The 13,592-nt window shown below is 60.0% G+C and carries 14 protein-coding genes; 1 reads left to right on the top strand and 13 read right to left on the bottom strand.

Annotation, left to right across the window (positions count from 1 at the left end; translation table 11 throughout):
• The first annotated feature begins 8 nt into the window (after nucleotides 1–8).
• The gene (locus HU722_RS20380) at nucleotides 9–710 is read left to right on the top strand and encodes a 4'-phosphopantetheinyl transferase family protein (RefSeq protein ID WP_225930648.1); all 702 of its coding nucleotides are present in this window, start codon (nucleotides 9–11) and stop codon (nucleotides 708–710) included.
• Here the strand turns inward: HU722_RS20380 and HU722_RS20375 are convergent.
• The 13 genes from HU722_RS20375 to HU722_RS20315 form a co-directional block, all read right to left on the bottom strand.
• Nucleotides 647–1,312, bottom strand: coding sequence for a GIN domain-containing protein (locus tag HU722_RS20375; protein WP_065873356.1), 666 nt, complete (start codon nucleotides 1,310–1,312; stop codon nucleotides 647–649). The genes HU722_RS20380 and HU722_RS20375 overlap by 64 nt on opposite strands.
• 14 nt (nucleotides 1,313–1,326) lie before the next feature.
• Nucleotides 1,327–2,397 (bottom strand): MupA/Atu3671 family FMN-dependent luciferase-like monooxygenase, encoded by a 1,071-nt coding sequence (locus HU722_RS20370; protein WP_186752061.1) that lies wholly within the window; start codon nucleotides 2,395–2,397, stop codon nucleotides 1,327–1,329.
• Nucleotides 2,381–3,688, bottom strand: coding sequence for a cytochrome P450 (locus HU722_RS20365; RefSeq protein ID WP_065891066.1), 1,308 nt, complete (start codon nucleotides 3,686–3,688; stop codon nucleotides 2,381–2,383). The genes HU722_RS20370 and HU722_RS20365 overlap by 17 nt, the downstream gene beginning before the upstream one ends.
• Nucleotides 3,678–4,625 (bottom strand): beta-ketoacyl-[acyl-carrier-protein] synthase family protein, encoded by a 948-nt coding sequence (locus tag HU722_RS20360; protein ID WP_065873353.1) that lies wholly within the window; start codon nucleotides 4,623–4,625, stop codon nucleotides 3,678–3,680. The genes HU722_RS20365 and HU722_RS20360 overlap by 11 nt, the downstream gene beginning before the upstream one ends.
• The gene (locus tag HU722_RS20355; RefSeq protein ID WP_189683649.1) at nucleotides 4,622–5,413 is read right to left on the bottom strand and encodes a hypothetical protein; all 792 of its coding nucleotides are present in this window, start codon (nucleotides 5,411–5,413) and stop codon (nucleotides 4,622–4,624) included. Before HU722_RS20355 ends, HU722_RS20360 begins: the two co-directional genes overlap by 4 nt.
• Before the next feature lie 59 nt (nucleotides 5,414–5,472).
• A complete protein-coding gene (locus HU722_RS20350; RefSeq protein WP_225930647.1) occupies nucleotides 5,473–6,687 on the bottom strand; it encodes an acyl-CoA dehydrogenase family protein in 1,215 nt (404 codons plus the stop codon).
• On the bottom strand, nucleotides 6,632–7,636 hold the full coding sequence (locus HU722_RS20345; RefSeq protein WP_225930646.1) for a 3-oxoacyl-[acyl-carrier-protein] synthase III C-terminal domain-containing protein: 1,005 nt from the start codon (nucleotides 7,634–7,636) through the stop codon (nucleotides 6,632–6,634). Before HU722_RS20345 ends, HU722_RS20350 begins: the two co-directional genes overlap by 56 nt.
• A complete protein-coding gene (locus tag HU722_RS20340) occupies nucleotides 7,602–8,423 on the bottom strand; it encodes an alpha/beta fold hydrolase (protein WP_065891065.1) in 822 nt (273 codons plus the stop codon). The genes HU722_RS20345 and HU722_RS20340 overlap by 35 nt, the downstream gene beginning before the upstream one ends.
• Before the next feature lie 9 nt (nucleotides 8,424–8,432).
• Nucleotides 8,433–8,912, bottom strand: coding sequence for a hypothetical protein (locus tag HU722_RS20335; protein WP_065873348.1), 480 nt, complete (start codon nucleotides 8,910–8,912; stop codon nucleotides 8,433–8,435).
• Nucleotides 8,909–10,036: an acyl-CoA dehydrogenase family protein gene (locus HU722_RS20330; RefSeq protein ID WP_065873347.1), complete on the bottom strand. Its 1,128-nt coding sequence runs from the start codon at nucleotides 10,034–10,036 to the stop codon at nucleotides 8,909–8,911. The genes HU722_RS20335 and HU722_RS20330 overlap by 4 nt, the downstream gene beginning before the upstream one ends.
• On the bottom strand, nucleotides 10,033–10,437 hold the full coding sequence (locus tag HU722_RS20325) for a VOC family protein (protein ID WP_065873346.1): 405 nt from the start codon (nucleotides 10,435–10,437) through the stop codon (nucleotides 10,033–10,035). The genes HU722_RS20330 and HU722_RS20325 overlap by 4 nt, the downstream gene beginning before the upstream one ends.
• A 122-nt stretch (nucleotides 10,438–10,559) precedes the next feature.
• Complete coding sequence (locus tag HU722_RS20320; RefSeq protein ID WP_065873345.1) at nucleotides 10,560–12,077, bottom strand: AMP-binding protein; 1,518 nt, start codon at nucleotides 12,075–12,077, stop codon at nucleotides 10,560–10,562.
• A complete protein-coding gene (locus tag HU722_RS20315) occupies nucleotides 12,046–13,566 on the bottom strand; it encodes an AMP-binding protein (protein WP_225930708.1) in 1,521 nt (506 codons plus the stop codon). The genes HU722_RS20320 and HU722_RS20315 overlap by 32 nt, the downstream gene beginning before the upstream one ends.
• Between the last annotated feature and the right edge of the window lie 26 nt (nucleotides 13,567–13,592).

Below are 13,592 nucleotides of genomic sequence, written 5' to 3'. Positions count from 1 at the left end.
GCAGGGCCGTGTGCCTGCTGCAGCACTTTGACGATGGGCTGCCGGAAATGACGGTTCGTCAACGTGCACAACATTGGTTGCATCAGGTGCTGTCTGATTGCCTGGCGATCCCGGTTGATCAGGTGTGCCTGGCCAGGACCGCGACCGGCAAACCCTGGCTGCCTGAGCACCCTTGGCTGCGTTTCAACTTGAGCCACAGCGGTCAGTCGGCCGCGATCGCGTTGTGCAAGGACTATGAGGTCGGGGTTGACCTGGAAAAAGTCAGCGCAAACGTGGCGGCAAAAAAAGCCATCGCCCGGCGCTTTTTTCACCCGGACGAGCAACGCTGGCTGGCGCTGGACGAAGCCAACTACCTCACGCGCTTTACCCGGCTATGGAGTATCAAGGAAGCCTGGTTAAAAGCCCGAGGCACGGGGCTGACCAAGCCGCTTGCCAGCTTTTGTGTGATCCCCCAGGCAGGCGAGAGCGGTGTGGCGCAGGTCATGGTTGAACTTGGCGTCAGCAGTGGGCAGATCCATTATTGCCAGGTGCAAGGGGAGGGGCTTTTCTGCCTGGCTTATGGCGCGATCATTACTGCGCAACGTACCCCGGTGCAATGGCAGCTCGGCTGCCATCACACTGCGAGTGACCCGTTTACACAGGCTGTTTACGAGCAATCAGAGGTTGAAATTTCGCTGGCGAAAGACCCCGTAGCACCGGTATCGACCTGAGCCGATGGGCTGACGGCCATGCGGGCACCGGCAGACAGGCTGCCGTTGATTCGTGGGATGTTGCACAAGGATGATTCAGCTCCCATGCTCATGCGCACGTTCGCCACCTCTGCAATGAAGGGCAGCGGTTTTTTGTTGAAGGTGCCGCCCATGGCCAGGTCAAGCGCCAGCTCGCCCGTCTTGCCTTCAACCTGGATGTCGGTGCCCATGCTGCCGGCAACCGCCAGTTTGGATGGGGCGACGGCACAGGCCGGCGCCACGATCTTAACCCCTGCCTTGCCGGCCAGCCCGGTCAGTGGTTCGCTGGTGTACAGCGTGATATCCAGTGCATGGGTGACGAAGCGATCATTCTCCGCCGCCGCATTGACGAGCAAAAGTGCCTTGTTGTTTGTCGTCACCTGGAGCTTGCTCAGCGTCTCGGGAGCGCCTGAAACCACCATTGAAGATGTCGCGGCGCATTTGATCGACAGGTTGATACCCTGTCGCACTTCGACGCTGTTGAACGCGGTGAGCGCAAAGGTTTTTTCTGAGGCCACCGCAGCGTAAGCGGTGGTGCCGGCCAGCAGCGCAAGTACCCATTTCATTGTGTTCATGTTGTTCATTCAACCTCCGTATTTCACAGTAATGTCGCCAGAGTGCGCAGTGTTGTTTCAACACTGTCCTGAGGCATGCCAAAGTCCACCAGCCCCGCCACCTCGTCGATGCCTTCACGCTTGAGCTGCTTGAGCTGCGTCAGGCACTCGGCTGCCGAGCCGAACAAACCGTAGTGGTGAAGGTATTTTTCCACGCCCCACTTAAGAGCGTAGTCCTGCTTCTTGTCCGTCGTTTCTTGGCCCTGCGCCGGTGGCGCATTAAGGTTTTCCGACAGCTGCATAAACGCGCGCAGGTAGCGCGCCAGCGCGGGTCGCAGGCACGGCGACAGCGATTCCCGCTCTTCTCCGGCCTGGGTATGCATCATCAGCGTGATCGTACCGCCCGCCGGATCCAGCCCAGCGTGGTGACGTGCAAGGCGATAGCTGGCGCAGTTTTCCTGCAACTGGTCACGGGTTTGTGAGATCAGGTGCGTCAGCACATTCAGGCCGCGCTTTCCCGCCTCGCTGAACAACAACGGATTGCTCCCCGTCGTGACCCAGACCGGAATCGTGGCCTGATAGGGCGGTGGCCAGGTTTGCAGCGTGACGGGTTCCGGTTGCCCCGGCCGGGACAGTTCGTGGCGTGTTACGGACTCGCCGCGCCACAGCGCCTGAATCTGCTCCAACGAAGAAAAAAGCACCGCATGACGTTCGCTGTAGTTCTGCGCATTGAGCACGAAATCGTTGCGTTGCCAGCCCGAGGAAAACGCAACGCCGGCGCGGCCGCGAGACAGGTTATCCACCAGCGCCCATTCTTCAGCGACGCGCAACGGGTCATGCAGGGGCAGCACCACGCTGCCTGCGCGGATCCCGATACGCTGGGTACTCGCGGCCAGCGCAGCGCTGACCACCGAGGGGTTGGGGAACATGCCGCCAAAGGTGTGGAAGTGTCGTTCAGGCGTCCAGATAGCATGAAAGTTGAGCTCATCCGCCAGCCTGGCGGTGCTCAGCAACTGTTCATATTTTTGCGCAAAGCTGTCGCGGGCCACGTCCGAAAAACAAAACACACTAAGTTTCGGGATGGCATCTCCCGCCAGGTCAGGCGATGCATTCATGCGCAGTGGCTCTGTCTACAGATTCAAGGGTGAAACAGATAGTGCCCCTGGGCATCACATTCAGACCGTACAGCGGTGTGAGTGCGGCGGGGGCGGTCGATGGCGCCAAGCTGAAATGACAATGGCTGCACAGCGTTTCAACAGCAGTGGTGAGTTGGTCCAGCGCGAGCGCCATGCCTACGCAATTGCGCTTCCCCACGCTGAAGGGCACAAAGTGCTCCCGGGCAATTTTGCGGCCTTCAAGAAAACGTTCTGGCCTGAAACTCAGCGGCTCGGGCCAGTAAGCCGCATCGCGATGGATCAACCAGGGTGAAAACAGCACTTTGGTTCCGGCTGGCACGCTGACGCCGTCGATCTCCAGAGGGGCGAGGGTGCCGCGCTCGAAAAACGCCGTCACCGGGGTCATGCGCAACGATTCCTTGACGATGGCGCTGGCCATGTCGCGCGTTCCGTGGCGCGCCTCTTCACGCACCTGGTTCTGGTAATGCGGGTGCTGTGACAGATGGGTCAGGCACCACAGCAGCGCGATACCGGTGTTATCCACGCTGGCAACCAGATTACCCAGCAACATGCTGATCGCCCGTTCCCGTTCCTGTGGGTTGGCCTTGATATCGAGCGCCTGGCAAAAACGTTGCAGCATGTCGACGTTCCCGCCGCCGTCTCCCGTGATCAACGGCCCGATCATGGCCTCAAGTTCCTCGCGGAACGCGGTCAGGGCCGGGTGTTGGCATAACGCGGTGTAATCCTCGGTCGGCTCGTCGACAATCAGTTGCAGGTAGATCGTGCGAAAGTGATTGATCAGGCGATCCAGCTGCAGAGGACCCAGCGTGGAGCCGACGAACCCTTGCGCAACACACATCAACGCCCATTGCAGGCAGATCTCCCGCATGGAACCTGTCTGCGGGTCCTGGAGAATGTCCACCAGCCACTGCGCGGCATGTTGGGTGCCTTGTTTGAGTAACACTGATTTGGGATTGACCAGCGGTGCGGTGAGCTTTCTGGCCAGGTGCCATTCTTCACCTTCCTGCGCGGTGATCAGCGACTGGCCCAGTAATAGCCGCCTGGCTGACTGGCCGTTGTCGAGCTCCTTGTGAAAGTGGCTTTCGTTCTCAAGGAAAAACCGGATATGTCGCGCGCCAGCCAGCAGCAGCACTTCATCCTTGCCCTCACCGATCCAGACCTTGTCCCCGTGCTGGCGCACGGCAGCCTCTGCAATTTTCAGAAAGCCCAGCTGCGCAAACTTGGCTGCGGACGGCTTGACGATCGCAATCGCATTGGGGTTATTGAGCATGGACAGCCTCCGGTAAGGCGTCTGAGGTAATGGCGGCGCAACCTACCCAGCCTCCCAGGCCCACCGATAGCAGCAGCGCAGGGCGGCCAGTATCGTGCGGGGCGTAGCGGTCGAGCAGGAGCAGAGGGTCCGCGGTATAGCAGTGCCCACATTGGCTCAGCAGGTCAGTGGCGACCGATCGGTCGCGGTTTTCTGGATGGCGCAGCCAGGTTTGCCAACTGAGGCGGTTGATGTTGTGCGGCAGCAGCCAGGCACGCTTGCGCACGTCGTCGGGGTAGGACGACAGGGCATGTTCGACCAGGTGGTTGTGGGACTGATAGAAGCGCTTGGTGTCCTCGCGAGTACCGTCCAGGCCTTGCCAGAACCCAGGATGATAAAAGCACTGGATGCCTGACACCCTGCGTTGACCGCCACCGGGTTTGAGCAGGGCGGCCACGAAGCCGTCGGCAATCATTGTGCAGCCCGGGATATAGCGCTCGGCCAGGTCAAAATCAGCGAGCGTGTCCCCCGCCAGCAGCGCCACGCAGCGGTGTCTGCCGCTTGCCAGCAATCGTTCGGCCAGCCGCAACCCCCAGAACAGGGTGGCGCAGTTTTGCTGGTTGAGCGTCAGCAGCGGTGCCTGCACGGCGATAAAGTCTGACCGTTGACGCAGGGCTGACAGGTTGACGCTTTGGCGCACGGAGGGAGAGGGCAGGCCCTGGATCAAGATGACCGCATCAATCTGCTCCCCTTCATCCAGGCTCTCGCCCAGTTGCTGGAGCAAGGCGTGAAAGCAGCCCTCGGCACTTTCCTCATCCGCCAGGGTCGATGCCTCCCGCATGCCGAACAGTTGGCCAAATGTGCGGGCTTCTGACGGACTGCCGCCGCGATGCGCGACGACCTCCTCGAGCGACACGCGAGTCGAAGGAATATAAGTGGCCAGGGAGGCAATGTTCATCGTGGACCCTCTTCGGCTGCGAGCCCGCACAGGCTGATCCCGTTATCATTTTCGCTGATCAGCAGGTAGTCACGTTGCGGCTCCCAGAAGGTACGCAGCGCAACGAAAGGGGCCGCGCACAGCAACCTAGGGTTGATGGCAAACGAGCGAGCGCCGGCATGCGCGGCCTCCAGTAGTTGGGCGGGGCCGATCAGCGTCAGGCGTTCGTGGGTCAACCCCAACTGTTCAACGGCGTGAGCAAGGTACTCGCTGGACCATTGCGCATGGCGCGCGCGCCTGAAGCCCCGGTAGCGCAAGCCACGTTGCTGCTTGTTGAACAGGCAGACGCAGGCATTGTTTTCCGGTTGCAGGGCTGCCATCAGCGGCGAGGCATACATCAGGTTTTTCTGCTCGGCAATCAGCAGTAGCCCATCCTCGTTTTTGCCGGCCAGACAATCATTGAGGCCGTCCAGCGCATACAGGCCGGCGTCCGCTCCGCGATCGCTGATCGCCAATGCCAGGCAGGCGGAGAGTCCCAATTGATGGATGGCGGCATTCACCACCGAACTGCCCATGTGCAGGTCTGGCGTCCAATGCGCCATCAGCACGGTTTTCACTCGCGCAGGCGTAATGACGTTGGCCAGCCGGGGCAGCAGCACGGCGATCATATCGCTGAAGGAGGCGCGCTCCGTGCTGGTGACCCACTCCAGCGCCCGATCGTCCTGCGGGCTGAGCGTCTCACCGTTCGCCCGAAAGAAATGCTGCGTATAAGAACGCCAGTGCGGGATATGGGGGTCTGACTCGGGCATGGCCGGATCAGTATGGTGAAACGACTGGAACACGATATCGGCAGGATCGAGGCAGAGTGTCACAGGCTGGTCCCTTGGGTTACGGGCGGACGGAAGCTATTGAGCAGGTGAATGTGGCTGGTGCCCTCCATGTACTCAAACGCAAAGCTGTCGCGATAGCGCTTGCGCAGCAAGCGATCTTCCAGCCAGTCATCGCGGTTGAGCCAGTGGGGCAGGTGACACGCGGTTTCCTCGACCAGGCGGGTAGCATTACGCTTGAGTTGGCTGGTGAGGGCGTGCTGATGCTGGCCGTTGCTGTAGCCTTCTGCCACGGTCAGCATTTGTTGGTAGATCGCGTGGTATTTTCGCCACAGCCGCGCGACCGAGCGCCTCGCAATGGCCGGCAAGGGACGGGTGTCGAGGGCGGTAAGCAAGCCAAATGTGGTGCCCAGCGCCATGGCGGCCACCATGGGACGATGACGCTCGAATACCAGGCTCAACGCGTTGAGCCCCTGCAGGAGTTCGCGCCGCTCGTGCCCCAGAATATCGTCTTCCTGGACGCGATAATCCTTGAACGTCAGGCGTGTTAAACCCGCACCTGCCAAACCGACGGTACCCAGTGGCTCACGCAGTAAGGCGGGCTCGGTTTCATCAGGGAAAACCATCACCAGGCGCTGGCTTTGTTGATAGCGCGCAAACACAAGGCCGGCGCTTGCCAGCATCGCGCCCCCAATCAATTTTTTGGTGCCGTTGAGCCGCCAGCCCTGTTCGCTGTGCGTGAGCTCAGTGGAAATGGCCCCGGCATCTGAACCTATGTCGGGCTCCGTGACGGCAAAGAATGTCCAGGCCGGGCGTTCGGCAAAGCAGGCAAAGAAACGTGTCTGCTGCTCTTCATTGCCCAGGGTCAGGATGGCCCGGGTACTGAGGGATGCGCCCGGCAACAGCATCATGGCGCTGGCGTCCGTTCGGCTCAGGTATTCGATGATTTGCAAGTGCCAGGGATAGCTGACATTGGAAAAGACCGGCGTTTCCCAGGGGTTGAACTGTGAAGGTATGCCGATACAGGCCAGGCTTCTAAGCTCTAGGTCATCCAGATAGGCGATCGCCAGTGGGAGATTGCTTTCCTCGAGCTGTCCGGCGGCAAGAAGTCGCTCTGACAGCGCGTAAAGTTGTGGGTAGCGGCGGGTGATATCGCTCATGGGTGGCTGCGTTCGCATAGAGGAATAACTAGGCGTTAACTTAATCGGGCCGCACATCCGGGTATTGCTCGAGGTTGCAAAAAACGGGGGTTTCATTGCCGGCAGGTAACTCAAGCAACAGCGAGGAAAAGGTGGCGCCCATGCCGACGCTGACCAGCATCACTTTGGCGCCGGGAGCAAGCTGTTGCCCACGAATGAGTGCGGCGAGATTGAGGTAGGGGTCCGCGCCAAAACAATGGCCATAGCGGGGAACATTCTGCAAAAACACCTTTGTGCGGGGGATAGCGAGCGCGTCGGCTATTTTCTGCCAGGACGACAGGTTGACGTTGTGCGGGGCTATCCAGTCCAGGGCATCCAGCGCGCAGTCGAACTGCTGCGCCGCACGGCGCATGGCCGTGCTGACGAAGTCGAAATAGGCATCGGCGAATTCCGGGTTGGTCCTGGGTTCATTCCCCTTGTGTTGACTGAACTGGCCGGCCTGCTCACTGTGCCGGGCAATGACCCTGGCGCGGTCTCCTGATCGACTGAGCAGCACGGCACAGCCGGCTTCGCCCATGATGGTGGTGTCGTCCAGAAGCTCCACCTTCGGGTGGAAGGCTTTCTCGCCGATCAGCAGTAGCGCGTATTCCCCGTCCTTGAGGCGGCTGCACAGATATTCCACGCCCGACAACGAGGTTGCACAGTGGCCCATCGTCAGGCTGGCGTACTCGGTGTCGTGGGCAAACCCGCAGGCGTCGAGTACGGCCCTGCCGGTCTCGTGAAACGGCCGCAGGGTCGGCACGGTATGCGCATGCACCACATGCCGGATGCGTGCGACGACGTCAGGATGAGTGGCGACGAATTGTTCTAGGAGCTGGCGTATCAGGTCATCCACCGTACCGGGATGACGCGGGAAGCTCTCCAGGCCGTAGAAGCGTGAAAACATCCTGACATCCAGCGCGGTCAACCCAAGGGTGAGGCCGGCCTCGACCAGTGACGTGCGCTGCTCGGGAATGTGAAGGGTGATGGATTCAATATGCCCCAGCATGGGTGTTCCCTTTTTCATGATTGGCGTCTTTCGCGCCGAGAAACCCGGCCAGCACTTGCTGGGTACGCTGGTGCGAGAGAATTCCCAGGTGGCCTGTATTGTCGATGATATGCAGTTGACTATCCGGCAACTGAGCATGAATTTGCCTGGCGTCGGCAGGGTTGATTCGTTGGTCTTGCGTGCCGTGCAAGATGAGTGCACGTGCCCCGTGGAAGGTGTACGGGTGTGCGGTCTGCAAGTCGGCGGGCATGGGGTAGCGGCTCTGGTAATAGCGACCGAGCAGTGGCAGGTACTGTTCGTCTGCCTTGAGCAGCGTCAAATAATGCTGCAACAGGCTGGACAGTGATGCCGGGACTGACAGCAGTGCTACGTGGTTGAGAGTAAAACCCAGCCAGTGCGCCATCGCCGTGATTAGCCCGCCGGCCGAGTGGGCAACCACGGTATCGAACGGGCCGTATCGGGTCTGCATTGCCAACAGTAAGGAGCACTGGCCGGGCAAATCGCAATTGGCCGGCGCGAGAGGATCATGGCCCAACAGGAAGGGGGTGTAGACCCTGTATCCCTGGGCCTGCAGCACTGCTTGCAGGTCAGACATCATCATCGGATGACCACCCCAGCCGTGCAGCAACAGTGCGCTTTTGGCCTGTGGGCCGTGGTTGTCCTCTATCAGCACCCGGCTGTGGTATTCGCCGCAGGTGAGCACCTCGGCCTTCAGGGTCGCCAGCTGTCGCGACTCACCCGGACGCATCGGCAGCAGGGTGGGTTTGGCGAGGCGCTCGATCAATGAAGCAAACTGGGTATCCATTGCTTGCCCCTAGGCTTGTGCAGAAAAGATCAGGTAGTGCAGCGTCGCCAGTTGGGGCGTCGGGTCACCACTCAGGCGCTGCAGCGGGTCATACAGATACAGCAGGCGTTGCCCGGGTTGAAGCAGGGTGTTAGCCAGAGAACCGGCGTAATGCGGATCAAATTGCCCACTGCACACGCCCCAGATTTCGATGAAGCCCGGGCATTGGGATATCAGGCTTTGCAGCAGGGGCGTTGCACCGCGCGCTGCCGGGTGCAGGCTGTCGTAAACCAACTGGGTCGGGTACGGCTCACTGATGACGCGGCGGCACAGGTCCACAGCGGCCTTGGCGTGCAGGCGCTCGCCGCAATCGATGTGTGGCCAGTGTTGATACCAGCGCGCCTGGGTCGATAGCTCCCGGGTAGCAAGAAAGTGCCGGCTGTCCGGCGTGATGGCTTCACAGGTACTGACGATATTCAGTTGACCCTGCACGAGAGGGGCGAGCGTCATCGGCACTCCTGGCTGGCTGGTCGGGGTGAAAAACGCTGGTTCAGGCGGTGGATCTGTCGTGTGCCTTCGGTGTACTCAAAGGCTTTTACATCACGAAATGCCTGCCACAGGGTTGCCGGTACAGGCTGAGCGTCTGTGGGGAACGCGTGGATCAGTTCACTGACAATTTCATCGGCGAGGATCACGCAGGCGGTTTTCACCATGCCAGGGCTTTTTTCCAGGGTGTGCTGCTCATCGACTTGCTGACAGACCCTCGACGCCTCACGGTAAGCGGCATACCAGCGGCGCTTCATATGCGACAGCCGTTGTGACTGTGCCGGGGTCGGCGTGACGCAGGCTTGCCATTCATGCAATGCGCGTCGCGCCACTCCCAGCGCCAGGGCGCCGACGCAGGGGCGCAGCGCATCGAACGTGGCCATCGCCGACTGCGCAAAACGCTGGGTCGGTTTCAAGTGTTGCCCGAGCAAATCCCCTGCCGGGATAAACAGGTTGTTGAACTCCATCAGCGCCAGGTTTGTACCGTCAAGCCCTGTCAGTTCAAGGCGGTGGCGGGTGATGGCCGGGTCTTGTGGCGAAAACACAAAAGCATTGATCCCCAATTGCCCCGGTGCGGTACGCGCAAATACCACACCGGTTTCGGCGATGACACCGTTGCCGATAAACATCTTGCGCCCGCAGATAAGGTACCCGCCGTCAACCGGTGTCGCTGTGGTCTGCATGGCCCCGGCATCGCTGCCCTGTGTAGGTTCGGTCATCGCAAAACAGGACCAGCACAATGCCTTTTGGAACTGGCCGAAGAAGGCATCCTGCTGCTGTTCGTTGCCCAGCCCGGCCACCACATAGGCGGCCATGCTCGGCCCGGGTGCGCTGAATATCAGCGCCGGGGAGAGGAAACCGATCTGCTCGTAGAGCTCATAGCGTTCAGCCAGGCTGATCACCTGACGGCTTGGCGGTACCTGGTACCTTTGCGGCAAGCCGAGATGGTTCAACGTCGCCGCGAACGACCACTGCTCCATGATCTGCCGTGTGTCGCCGAAGTTGCGCAGTTGGTCGGCAATCTGCTGGGCGTCTGCGCCCAACGGGCAGGATTGCCCGGCGAACGTGTCATCGTAGAGTTGACTCATAGCGGGCCTGACATGATTTCAATGACCCCGGCATCAGGGTGATAGAGGTGGCTGGAGCGGTGGTTGCTGTCAAAGGCGTTGAACGGGCGTGTCAGTACGATCCAGCCGGCGCTCTTCATGACGTTGAATTGCTCATCAAAGTCATCGACTTCAAAGCAGATGTGGTAGGGCAGCGACGACTTGCCGGATTTGGCCAATAGCTCGCGCAAGGGAAGATTGTTTTCCAACGGTTCGACCAACTCTATCTGGCTGTGCCCGTCATCCGTTTCCAGCAGGGTGATGAACACTTTTTGTGCGCCAACATATTCTTTGTATCGGACGATAACCGGGAAAAACGGTTTAACCGCGACAGCCGTTGCGTCGCTGTCGCCCACCACATAACCGATATGACTAAAACGCATCGCGACGCCCTTATCCTTGGGGAAAACGATTGACGCCGGCGCCTGTCCGGCGCCGGTGCGTGAGTGATGGGCATTTTCGCCGTGGTGGCGGGAAGTTTTTTATATGTGCTTGCAGGTGGCCATCAGCTGACGGACAGCGGCTCTTTGTGTTGATCCACCAGCTGTTGGCGGTCGATCTTTCCATGCAGTGTCACGGGGAAGGTCTGACAAAAGAACAGGGATTTCGGGATCATGTAGGCCGGTAATTGTTCTGCCAGGAACTGGCGCAGTGCGGCGCGGTGGGTTGCACTGTCCTCGCGCAATTGAATGAAAAGTTGCAGGTCGATGACCTTACCCTCTTCCTTGATCGGCACCGCGCAACACTGGGTCACCTCCACATAGCGGCATACACTGCTTTCAATTTCGGCCAGCTCGATACGGTTGCCGTTCAGTTTCAGTTGCCCATCATCCCGACCGTGGATAAACAGCGATTGTTCGTTATCCAAAAAACCCCGGTCACCTGTGGCGTAGTAACGTCCGAACTCGTCATGGCTGAATGCACTGTTACGTGGGTCGTCCTCAGGCAAGTAGCCCAGTGCGACTTGCGGGCCGTACAAACGCACTTCGCCTATTTCGCCTGGCGGGAGGCTCTGACCCTCGGCATCGACGATCCTGATCCCGGTCAACCCGCAGGCAGCGCCAAGGGACAGTAGGCCTGCGACGTGCTGGGGCGGCTGGCCAAGCTCGAAGGTATGGGTCATGCCGGTGGTCTCGGTCGGGCCATAACCGTGCATTACCTCCAGGCCCGGGAAACGCGTCTGCAACTGGGTCACCAACCCCAGCGAGGCGCGCTCGCCGGCCATGAAAAACCGCTTCAGGTCCGGAAACTGCTCCCCGCTGAACAAAGGGTCCTTCAACATCAAATCGACAAAGCTTGGCGTGGAGAACCAACTGGTGACCGGGCTTTGCGGATAGCGCGACATCAGGCGGATATTTTGCCGCGGCAGCATGTTGTGGCGGTGATCCAGCATCAACAGGGCTCTGCCCTCGCACAGCACCGGGAAAAGGTCGAGCAAGCCCATGTCGAAGGAGAAACAGGCGTGGCTCACATGGCATCCGTGTGCGATACCGTCACGGATCATCGGGCTGTACCAGATCGAGAATGCGGCGAAGTTCTCATAGCTGACGACGACACCCTTCGGTTCACCGGTGCTGCCCGATGTTGGGAGAATATAAAAGGCTGGCTGGGTCAAATTGGGTTCGAGTGGCAGTGATGCCGGGTCGCCGTTCTCCAGGGTGGAGGTCACCCATTGGGGCCAAGGGTCCAGACCCTCGAGCTTCTGGGGCGTCGCCGTGAGGATCAGCTCGGCGCGGGTCAGCCGGGCAATTTTTTCAATTCGCGCAATGGGGTTGGACTGGTCGGCAAAGCTAAAGCAGCAACCCTGGCTGATACACGCCAGCATGGCGGCCACGGCATCCATTTGCTTGTGGCCGTGAACCAGCACGTTACGGCCTGCCCATGGTGCGAGCACCTGCGCAATCGCGGCGGTGCGCACGCCCAGTTCGGCAAAGCTGTAGGTGCCTTGCTCGTTGATCAACGCGGTCGCTGTGCTCTGATATTTCAGCCGCTCAAACAGCGGTTTGATTTGCGATAAAAACATATTTTTCTCCGTTGTCCAAAGCCAGTTGGCGGGCAGCTGAACGATCCAGTTTGCCGTTGTGATTGAGTACGGTGCGGGGCGTGCTGTACCAGTAACGCGGGATCGCCCACGGGGGGAAATGGGCTTGCATGGCGTGGCCAAGTTGTGAAAGTTCGCAGGTTGCATTGAGGATCACGCAGGCCTGGATTGCCTCTGCGTTGCCTTTGCGCCAATACGGCTCTACCACCGCATCGGCGACCAGGTTGCGGTCGCGCAGGAAACGTTCGATTTCATGCAGGTCAATACGGTATCCCTGGATTTTGACCTCGCCATCTTCACGCCCCAGGAAGTAGTACCAGGTGCCATCAAACAGGCCGATATCTCCGGTGGCGTAAGTCGGCTGCCCATCCGCATGGCTGAAACTGGCCTGACGCGCAGGCGCTGCATTGAGGTAACCCGGGCCGACGCACTTGCCGCTGATCAACAGTTGCCCGCGGCCAGCAGCGTCCACGGGCTGGGCCAGTTGCAGCACTGCGCCGGGCCTGGCGCGACCGATCGGCAGGGGCAGTGACGAGGTCACCATGTCCTGGGTAATCAGCACTTGTGACGCCGCCACGGTACATTCGGTAGGGCCGTACGTATTGACCACCTCACTGCCTGGGAAGCGCGTCCACAGCTGGGTGACGATCGCTTTGGGCAGCGTTTCACCGCAGAAGATAAACCGGCGCAACTGCGCCAGTGTCTGCCCAGTGAAGGTCGGGTCCAGCAAGTAGAGGCGCATCATCGACGGCGTAGATACCCAGCAGGTCAATGCCATCTGTGCATGCTGGGCAATCATTTTGCGGGTGTTGATCAAGTCTCTATGGTCGAGCACCGACAGCGGTTGCAGAAACTGCCAGGCGAGCCAGATTTCAAATAGGGAGACATCGAAGCAATACCGCACATTTCCGGTGATAGCCCCATCAAGTGGAAAGTCGCTGCGTATCCACGCCACGAAATCGACTAAATTGGCCTGGCTGACCTGAATGCCCTTGGGCTCCCCGGTGGTTCCCGAGGAAAACATGATGTAAGCCAGCAGGGGGCCGCTTGCGTTGTCTATCCACTTGCGCGTGTCGTCCAGCAAATGCCGCAGCGCTGCAGGGGCATGGTGCTGCCACGGCAAGGCGGCGAGGTCAATCACCTTGGCATTGGTGGCGTACAAGGGAAGGGCGTCGGTGTTCAGAATCAAACGGGCGCCGACCGTACGGGCGATCCGTTCCAGCCGCTCGGGAGCGTTGTCAGATTCAACCGGCACAATCGGACAACCACACAGCAGGCAGGCCCACCAGGCCGCCAGGAAATCGAAGGATTTGTGGCCATAAACCAAGACCGGCGCCAGCGGCGTCTCGCTGCGTGACGGCTGGCGCACTATTTCAATGGCGATATCCTGCGCGCGGTGGGCGAGCGCCGCGTAGCTGTACGTCATTGAGTGGTGGCGCCATGCGGTATGCGCTTGATCCTCAAAGCGCATAAACACCGTTATGAGCTCAGACCAGG

Source organism: Pseudomonas tritici (assembly GCF_014268275.3).
GTDB lineage: Bacteria > Pseudomonadota > Gammaproteobacteria > Pseudomonadales > Pseudomonadaceae > Aquipseudomonas > Aquipseudomonas tritici.
Note: the sequence above shows the minus strand (reverse complement) of the source record. Positions and strands in the feature narration are given on the sequence as shown.

Coding starts and splice junctions, on each gene's coding strand:
- HU722_RS20375 (WP_065873356.1), bottom strand. CDS start 1,312: ATGAACAACATGAACACAATGAAATGGGTACTTGCGCTGCTGGCCGGC.
- HU722_RS20370 (WP_186752061.1), bottom strand. CDS start 2,397: ATGAATGCATCGCCTGACCTGGCGGGAGATGCCATCCCGAAACTTAGT.
- HU722_RS20365 (WP_065891066.1), bottom strand. CDS start 3,688: ATGCTCAATAACCCCAATGCGATTGCGATCGTCAAGCCGTCCGCAGCC.
- HU722_RS20360 (WP_065873353.1), bottom strand. CDS start 4,625: ATGAACATTGCCTCCCTGGCCACTTATATTCCTTCGACTCGCGTGTCG.
- HU722_RS20355 (WP_189683649.1), bottom strand. CDS start 5,413: ATGCCCGAGTCAGACCCCCATATCCCGCACTGGCGTTCTTATACGCAG.
- HU722_RS20350 (WP_225930647.1), bottom strand. CDS start 6,687: ATGAAACCCCCGTTTTTTGCAACCTCGAGCAATACCCGGATGTGCGGC.
- HU722_RS20345 (WP_225930646.1), bottom strand. CDS start 7,636: ATGAAAAAGGGAACACCCATGCTGGGGCATATTGAATCCATCACCCTT.
- HU722_RS20340 (WP_065891065.1), bottom strand. CDS start 8,423: ATGGATACCCAGTTTGCTTCATTGATCGAGCGCCTCGCCAAACCCACC.
- HU722_RS20335 (WP_065873348.1), bottom strand. CDS start 8,912: ATGACGCTCGCCCCTCTCGTGCAGGGTCAACTGAATATCGTCAGTACC.
- HU722_RS20330 (WP_065873347.1), bottom strand. CDS start 10,036: ATGAGTCAACTCTACGATGACACGTTCGCCGGGCAATCCTGCCCGTTG.
- HU722_RS20325 (WP_065873346.1), bottom strand. CDS start 10,437: ATGCGTTTTAGTCATATCGGTTATGTGGTGGGCGACAGCGACGCAACG.
- HU722_RS20320 (WP_065873345.1), bottom strand. CDS start 12,077: ATGTTTTTATCGCAAATCAAACCGCTGTTTGAGCGGCTGAAATATCAG.
- HU722_RS20315 (WP_225930708.1), bottom strand. CDS start 13,566: ATGCGCTTTGAGGATCAAGCGCATACCGCATGGCGCCACCACTCAATG.